Origin of the sequence: Paenibacillus sp. AR247 (genome assembly GCF_002968895.1) — a bacterium.
GTDB classification, from domain to species: domain Bacteria; phylum Bacillota; class Bacilli; order Paenibacillales; family Paenibacillaceae; genus Paenibacillus_AQ; species Paenibacillus_AQ favisporus.
Genome location: NZ_PCZT01000012.1, coordinates 223085 through 224433, shown reverse-complemented (window position 1 = coordinate 224433; position 1349 = coordinate 223085). Strand labels below are relative to the sequence as shown.

Genomic DNA, 1349 nt, shown 5'->3' with positions numbered 1-1349 from the left:
AAATGTTATTCGTTGAAACGGGAGTGATTCCTTTTCCTGCGAATGGGCTGTCCGTCTTGTGTTCCTGCTCTCGTTTGTTGAATTCATCCATGATTAGAAGCCTCCTCACGACTGATGGATAAGTGCATAAATGGAGTCGGGCGCTTGGATTAAGAAGTTTTGGGCTTGAAGGTCAGACAGCAGGTAGCCGAAGAATTTACAGCCCGGTCTTTGTGCTCTCCAAGCTCGCTGCCGTACTCCTCGCTGTACTTGGCCGAGGCGTGCTTGTCGATTTCGATCAGGATTTGCTCGGCTTTGCAGACGTTCTCTTCACCCCAGTAGCTGCAGTTGCTGACGCTGCATTTTACGTAGGTTCTTGGATCCTTCATTATTTATCACCTCAAGCTTCATTGTCCCCTGCTCCATATCGGCGTATCCCTGCTGCATCTTGTCAGTTGATGGTCGTCATGAGGAAAATAAAAAAAGATGCCATCATCAGGCATCTTTGGTGTCGTAATAAGTCAGATCGTCCCGAAGCTCTTCATATATTTTGGTGATATCGAGAATGATGTCTCTTACCGGCCGAACCGGTTTTACTCGGAAACGGATAGCATCCTGTCCCGTGTATGCATAACGCCCATCTTCGGAATAGCTTTCGCTTTTCGGATAAAAGAAGTTGTTAACGCAATGATGATACACATTATAGAGAGCTTTTTCAGCAAAATCATTGTCAAAATTGGCACGGCGCAACGCAATTCCCAGTTTCTCGGCTGATACTTCAGAGAAAACCAGAAGATGCCGCAGGTCAGACAAAAATCCTTTGTAAAATTGCAGCGTTTCCTCATTATTGTCTGGCGCAAGCTGCGGAATCGAATTCTCATTGAGGAATTGTTCCAGTTTCTCGATCGCGGATTTCAGCTTCTCTTTCGTGGTCTCACACAATTTTTGAACATTACCTGCTGACATAGCTAATTAGCTCCCCCTTAATTTGTTCCTTTCGGTCCTGGAGAGGATCCGAAATTTTCATCACCATCGTTTGAAGCAAGGATCAATTTTCATGTACTATCCTAACATAAAACAAACTGGAACGGTATCCCTTTCTGGTCACGATTTGGACGAATTGAGCAGGTTTTTGCCTGAGTCGGCCGCCGGGGTATAAAATAGCTTCCCATTTCTCACGCTAAAGGTACTTATCATTCTCAAGGAGGTACTTTTTATGTCGAAAGGAAAATGGGTGGGCATCGGAACGGCAACCGTTTGCGGCGCGCTCGCGTTATTTTTGCTGCTCCCGCGCTCGGACAGCCGGCAGCAGGCAGCTGAATCCCTTCCGGTCCCGGCTCCGCATCAGGAGCATCGTTTAAAGAACAGCA

Annotated in this window: 2 protein-coding genes; both read right to left on the bottom strand. The window is 46.7% G+C overall.

Translation table 11 applies throughout. From position 1 onward, the window contains the following. Window positions 1-149: 149 nt before the first annotated feature. Window positions 150-368 (bottom strand): DUF1540 domain-containing protein, encoded by a 219-nt coding sequence (locus tag CPT76_RS22375; protein WP_076169821.1) that lies wholly within the window; start codon window positions 366-368, stop codon window positions 150-152. A 106-nt stretch (window positions 369-474) separates the two neighbouring features. Beyond that, window positions 475-945, bottom strand: coding sequence for a YpuI family protein (locus CPT76_RS22370; RefSeq protein WP_105444512.1), 471 nt, complete (start codon window positions 943-945; stop codon window positions 475-477). Window positions 946-1349 lie beyond the last annotated feature (404 nt).